The organism is Dactylosporangium sp. NPDC049140 (assembly GCF_040648435.1).
The window spans coordinates 22,886-29,394 of the sequence record NZ_JBEZDS010000080.1 but is presented as its reverse complement, the minus strand read 5'-3'; the positions used below and the strand labels follow the sequence as shown (position 1 = coordinate 29,394).

The window sequence follows — 6,509 nt, the reverse complement described above, 5'->3', positions numbered from 1 at the left end:
AACTGGACCACCACGACGAACCTCGAGCCGGCCTGGGGCCTCGCCACGTCGGTCGTCGACCAGAACAGCCGCCGCACCGACATGACGTACGACGGTCTCGGCCGGATGACCGGAGTCTGGCTGCCCGACCGCTCGAAGGCCGCGAATGCCACGGCCAACATGACCTACGAGTACCTGATCCGCAAGGACGGCGCGAACGCGGTCATCACGCACACCATGAATCCGTCCGGCGGCTACACCACGTCCTACACGCTGTACGACGGGCTCGTCCGCGAGCGGCAGACGCAGACGGACTCGCCCTCCGGCGGGCGTCTGCTCACGGACACGTTCTATGACACCGCCGGCCGGCGCTCCCGGGCCTTCGACATCTACCACGATGCCTCCGGCGCCCCCGGTACCACCATCGTGCTGCCGGTGGACGAGGGTCTCACGATCCCGTCACAGATGAGGTTCCTGTACGACGGCGCAGGCCGGGCGACGGCGGAAATCTTCCAGCCGTACAACACCGAGCGCTGGCGGACCGAAACCTACTACGGCGGTGACTACACGGCCGTCACGCCGCCTGCGGGAGGTACCGGCGCGCTCACCCGGACCGACGAAAACGGTCGCACCACCGAGGTCTGGCAGTTTGCGAACCGCATCCCGGGCAACCTGAACTCAGACCCGAGCACGTACGACAAGACGTCCTACTTCTACAACCGGCGCGGCCTGTTGTCGAAGGTGGTCGACCCGGTGGGCTTCGAGTGGACGTACGACTACGACCTGCGCGGCCGTAACACTGCGGCGACCGACCCGGACACCGGGACCACGACGAAGGAGTACGACAACAACGGACGTCTGACGAAGACCACGGACAGCCGCGGCAAAATCCTGATCAACACGTACGACAACCTCAGCCGCAAGACCGGCCTCTACCAGACCTCGATCACCGCGGCGAACCAGCTGATCGGCTGGACGTATGACACGACGAAGCTCGAGGACGGCGTCACCAACGCCAAGGGCTACCCGACCGCGTCGATTCGCTACGTCAGCGGCCAGCAGTACAAGTCGACGGTCGTGCAGTACTCCAACCGATACCAGGCCACCGTCGCCACGATCAGCATCCCCACGTCCGAGACCGGCCTCGCCGGCGATTACACCTACTACACCGGCTACAACCCGGACGGGACGGTCAACAGCACCGGCTCCCCGGCCGCCGGCGACCTCCAGGCCGAGACGACCGTCATCGGCTACAACGCGCTCGGGATGACCGACAACCTCAGCACGTTCTACGGCACCGACCAGCGCCGCTGGCTCGTCGAGCGCACCTCGTTCAACGCGCTCGCGCAGCCGACGCAATACTCGCTGTTCAACGGCACCGTCACCACCGACGACAATGACAGCGGCGGCCCGCGGACCTACCTCTCGCGCAGCTACGAACTCGAGACGGGTCGCCTGACCGGCCTGAAGACCGATCGCGACCAGGTGTCGCCGAACACGGTCGCCGACCTGCACTACTCGTACAACGACTTCGGCACGGTCACGAAGATCGCCGACACCCCGGCCGGCGGCACGGCCGACACGCAGTGCTTCACCCACGACCGGTACGAACGGCTTACGGACGCCTGGACCCCGGCCTCCGGTGACTGTGCCTCGGGTCCGACGGCGACGACGGGCGGTCCGGCTCCGTACCGCGTCCATTACGACTACGACACCATCGGCCGCCGCACGGGCCAGACCCAGTACGGCACCGCCGCCGGCACCAAGTCCACCACGTACACCTATCCCACCGGCGCGACGCCCGTGCAGACGGTCCGCCCGCACACGCTGACGGGCACGAGCACGGTGGACGACACCGGCACCCACACCGCCTCGTACAGCTACGACAGCACCGGCAACACGACCGGCCGCCCCGGTGCGAACGGTCAGCAGACCTTGCAGTGGGATGCCGAGGGCAACCTGACCAGCGTCACCGACACGTCCGGCAGTTCCACGTTCCTCTATGACGCCGAGGGCACACGACTCATCCGCAAGGACGCCGGTGGCAAGACGCTGTACCTGCCCGACATGGAGGTGAAGTACAACACTCAGACAACGGCGAAGACCTGCACGCGGTACTACTCGTTCGGCGGCACCATCGTCGGCCAGCGCACCGCGGGCGGCCTGATCTGGCTCGCCAGCGACGGCCAGGGCACGGCCGACGTCACGGTCGCCGCGACGACCCAGGCGGTGACGGTCCGGCGGCAGCAGCCGTTCGGTGAGTCCCGCGGTGCCGCGGTGACCTGGCCGAACGAGAAGGGCTTCGTCGGCGGCACCCTGGACCCGACCGGCCTCGAACGTGTGGGGTCGCGGTACTACGACGCCGCCATCGGACGGTTCATCTCCGCCGATCCGATCATCGACAACTCCGATTCGCAGCAGTTGCAGGGCTACGCCTACTCGGAGAACAGCCCGGTCACGCACAGTGATCCGACCGGTGAACGCACGGATGAGCAGTACTACGGCAAGGCGGGCGCGGCGTCGATGGAGCGCTACGTCGATCCGGCCGAGATGGACCGCCTGCGCCAGCAGGAGCTCGACCGGCAGAAGCGCGCCAAGGAGGCCCAGCAAAAGGCCTACTGCAAGGCCCATCCGATCAAGTGTGGCCTGAAGAAGGCCGTCACGGCGACCGTCAACTGGGTCGACGAGCACAAGGCCGAAATCATCGGCAACATCGCCGGCATGGCCGTCGGTCTCGGCTGCGGCGCCCTCATCGGCGTCACCGGCGTCGGCGCGGTCGCCTGCGGTGCGCTGGCCGGCGCGGTGACGAACATGGTCACCTACGCCATCCAGACCAAGGTCGAGCACAAGGGCAACTTCTCCTGGGGAGGAATGCTCAAGACCGGTGCCCAAGGCGCCATCGTCGGCGGCCTGATGGGTGGTCTCGGGTCGGTCGGAGGCGCCGCACTCAAGGCGGGCAAGGCCGCATTGATGGGTGGCGGCGGACTGAAGGCCGCCGCGCAGGCCAGCGGCAAGGCGGCGTCCGCCGAATCGCGCGCCATCGCCCAGGGCGCCAAGAACATGATGAAGCGCGGGTGCAGCTTCCCGGCCGCCACGAACATCCAGATGGCCGACGGCAGTCGCAAGCCGATCGGTGATGTACGGACCGGCGACGTCGTACAGTCCGTTGATCCCGCATCTGGCCAGCGCACGGACGGCCAGGTCGAGGCGGTGTACCTGAACCGGGACAACGCCCTGACCGACATTACCGTCAAGGCGGCCGACGGTTCCGTCGCGACGCTGCACACCTCGCAGAACCATCCCTTCTGGGACGTCCAGCACCAGGTCTGGACGAGCGCCGGCGATCTCCAGACGGGCGCCACGCTCCGCACCGACGACGGCGCCGTCGCCGAGGTCGTCGCGGTTCGCAGCTTCACCGGCGAGCGGTACATGTACGACCTGACCGTCGCCGAGACGCACACGTACTTCGTCGTCGCCGGGTCCGAGCCGGTGCTCGTGCACAACTGCAACGGCGTCAACATCGAGCTCAAGTACAAGAAGGGTTGGTCGGAGGAGCAGATCGCCGCGGCCGACGCCAAGGTGGCGGCGCTGAACGCGCAGGCGGACAACGGCGGCCTGTTCGTCACCGATGCCGCCGCCGCTCGCGGCTCGACCAGCGCGGCGGACATGTACCGTGCCGCCGGTCATGAAATTCCTCCCGGCTCCGACATCGATCACGTGATCGACCTGCAGCTGGGGGGAGCGGACGACGTCGCCAACATGTCACCGCTGAACGTTTCCGTGAACCGGAGCCTCGGCCCACAGATCGACAAGCAGATCAAGAAGCTCGGCTTGAAGATCGGTGATCAGGTTTGTAAGGTGACGATCAGGCATCGAACATAAATTGACTAAGGGGTCGCGGGTCGTGGCGTCTGAAATATCTCGTGTCGTGCGTACCAATGCCGGCATGTGCGTCATCTGGCAGCCGGAGTCGTTCAGTTTCCCGGAGTTCGAGGACTGGGAGGACTGGGCTACCGAGGACGAGAACGTCGCGGAATCGGTGGGTGCGGGGACGGTCGTGCCGATCAACGTCGGTGGCGATGGTGTATTTCAGATCGTCGTACGGTGGGGCGAGGGGGGAGACCTGACCGATCGCGAGAGGGCGTTCGTGCTGGTCTCCTCGGAGCCCTACCTGCTCGTGAGCGAAGGCTCGTTCGCGCTCGGCGGCCTCGAGGACGTCGGCGACGCCGAGCCGAAGGCGGAAAATTTCGTGAGTCTGGCGAAGGGTCGTTACGCCGTCCAGGTGCATCTGGTGGACTGGAAGGCCGACCCCGGCTCAGTTGATTCCAATGGCAAGCCCGGACCCGATGCGCTGCCCGATTTTGTCGTGCTGATCGGCGATGAAGTGGCGGGTCCCTACCGGACGTCGGTGCAAACCTTCAATCGGTAGGAATTGCGTTCCGAAAGATTTCTTCGCGGATATTTGGCGCTCCCACGGTGGACTGCCGCATTGTGCGTGGACGACGTACTGCTGAGTATCAGTGACCTCGCCGGCCGTACCGGGCCGTCGAGCGGGACCTGGCCGCCGTCGCGGCGGGGCATGCTGCCCGTGGTGCGGCGGCCTGCCTCGCACGCCCGGGGGCTCCTTCGGGCCCGAACGGATCGCGCCGCCGGACGCGACCCCCGCTGACCGGCTGGCCGCGTTCCTCGGGCGGGGTTGAATCTACTATCGTGACCTATCGATGCGCAGGGGTGCTGAGGTCAGGTTCATCGGCGGGCGGGCCACGGCCGTGCGGGCCGTCGCCGCGCTGCTCGGGGTCGGGGCGCTCGAAGTGCGCGCGCTCGCGAGCGACCTGCGGCTGGGTGCGGTCGCGGCGCACGAGGTCGGCGACGCCGTCGCGCGGATGCAGATGATCGCCGAGGTCACGCACGACTTTCCGCTGCTGCTCGTGCGGCCGCGGCTGCTCGGGCGGGAGCGGGCGGCGCGCGAGGCGCTGGTGTGGCGCTGGGGGGTGTCCACCGACGCGGCCCGGGAGTGGATCGGGGACGCGCTCGCCGACGCCGGGCCGCAGTTCCGGCGGTACCCGGCGATGCTCGAACGCGAGTACCAGCGCTGGATGGCCAAGAGCCCGCGCGGGCGGGTCCTTTACTGAAGTAGGCCGCCGAGCACCGAATCAATGCCGCGGCGGATGCGCTCCGGGGTCAGGCCGAGCACGCGGCGCTGATGGTCGAGCACGTTCGGCGTGAGCAGGGCCAGCAGGACGCTCGCCACGTACGGCGCGTCCAGGCCGCGGCCGAGGTCGTCGATCAGCCGCGTCAGGTGCAGGTGGTACGTCGGGTAGGGGCCGCTGGCGTACCCGAGCGCCGCCTTCTTCACCGCCAGCAGCCGCAGGTCCCACTGCTCCTCCTGCAGGTCGAGCAGCGCGAACACGAAGGCGCGGACCCGCTCCTCCGGCGGGGCGCCCGGGCCGAGCGGGGGCGGGCCGGCCAGGAACGCCTCCTGGAAGCGGACCTCGTGCTCCTCCAGCAGCGCGTACGCGAGCGCGCCGACGTCGCCGAAGCGGCGGTACGCGGTACCGACGCCGACTCCTGCTTCGCGGGCAACCTCGTCGAGCGCGAGCCCGGCGACGCCGTGGGTGGCCACGATCCGCAGCGCCGCCTCGACGAGCCGCTGCCGGTTGCGGGCGGCGTCGGCCCGCTCGGCGGGGGGCTGGTCGATGAGCGGCAGCGGGGGCGGCTTGCGGCGGTTCACGTGACGATGATCCCACCCCTTGTAAGTGGAAGAAGTTCCACTTAGTCTCGACCACGTAAGCGGAATTGTTTCCAGTTTTGGAGGCGTCATGGGCGCGAAGGTCGCCGTCATCTACTACTCGGCCACGGGCAACGTGCACGCGCTGGCCCAGGCGATCGCGGAAGGGGCGGTCGACGCCGGCGCCGAGGTGCGGCTGCGCCGTGTGGCGGAGCTGGCCCCGGAGAACGCGATCGACGCCAACCCGGCCTGGCGCGCGCACGTGGAGGCCACCCCGCACGTCGAGACCGCCACGCACGAGGACCTGACGTGGGCGGACGCCTATGCGTTCGGCTCGCCGACGCGGTACGGCAACATCGCCGCGCAGCTGAAGCAGTTCATCGACACCACGGGCGGGCTCTGGGCGACCGGCCAGCTGGCGGACAAGGCCGCGACCGCGTTCACGAGCGCGGCCAACCCGCAGGGCGGCAACGAGTCCACGCTGCTCGCGCTGTACAACACGTTCTACCACTGGGGCGCGTTCATCGTCCCGCCCGGCTACACGGACCCGTCGATCCACGCCGCGCGCGGCAACCCGTACGGCATCGCCCACCCCGGCGCCGAGGGCGCTCCGACCGCGGCGACGCTGACGGCCGCGCGGTACCAGGGCCGCCGCCTCGCCACCGTGACCGCCCGGCTCCTGGAAAGCGCGTTCGTAAAATAAGAAATAGGCTTGGCTAAGCTAACGACGTCAATAGGAGAACCCTCTTCTTCACCCTCCGGAATGCGTTTGTTGATCGGCTTCACTTGATGTGAAAGCCGA

The 6,509-nt window shown here is 68.1% G+C and carries 5 protein-coding genes; 4 read left to right on the top strand and 1 reads right to left on the bottom strand.

The window, feature by feature from the left end; translation table 11 throughout:
- The 3 genes from AB0B76_RS55520 to AB0B76_RS55510 all read left to right on the top strand — a co-directional run.
- Positions 1–3,861, top strand: a 3,861-nt coding sequence (locus AB0B76_RS55520; RefSeq protein WP_360393470.1) for a polymorphic toxin-type HINT domain-containing protein, incomplete at its 5' end; no start/stop codon positions are given.
- A gap of 46 nt (positions 3,862–3,907) precedes the next feature.
- The gene (locus AB0B76_RS55515; protein ID WP_360393467.1) at positions 3,908–4,408 is read left to right on the top strand and encodes a hypothetical protein; all 501 of its coding nucleotides are present in this window, start codon (positions 3,908–3,910) and stop codon (positions 4,406–4,408) included.
- Positions 4,409–4,700: 292 nt separating this feature from the next.
- Positions 4,701–5,111, top strand: coding sequence for a hypothetical protein (locus AB0B76_RS55510; RefSeq protein ID WP_360393465.1), 411 nt, complete (start codon positions 4,701–4,703; stop codon positions 5,109–5,111).
- Here AB0B76_RS55510 and AB0B76_RS55505 read toward each other — a convergent pair.
- Entirely contained in the window at positions 5,105–5,710 is a 606-nt protein-coding gene (locus AB0B76_RS55505; RefSeq protein ID WP_360393462.1) for a TetR/AcrR family transcriptional regulator, read from the bottom strand. The two genes, AB0B76_RS55510 and AB0B76_RS55505, sit on opposite strands and share 7 nt — an antisense overlap.
- A gap of 88 nt (positions 5,711–5,798) precedes the next feature.
- Between AB0B76_RS55505 and wrbA the strand changes: the two genes are divergently transcribed.
- Positions 5,799–6,410, top strand: coding sequence for an NAD(P)H:quinone oxidoreductase (wrbA, locus tag AB0B76_RS55500; protein WP_360393460.1), 612 nt, complete (start codon positions 5,799–5,801; stop codon positions 6,408–6,410).
- The last annotated feature ends 99 nt before the right edge of the window (positions 6,411–6,509 follow it).

What these genes read in the sequence shown, in the direction of transcription:
- wrbA (WP_360393460.1), top strand. Translation starts at nt 5,799, where the DNA reads ATGGGCGCGAAGGTCGCCGTCATCTACTACTCGGCCACGGGCAACGTG.
- AB0B76_RS55510 (WP_360393465.1), top strand. Translation starts at nt 4,701, where the DNA reads ATGCGCAGGGGTGCTGAGGTCAGGTTCATCGGCGGGCGGGCCACGGCC.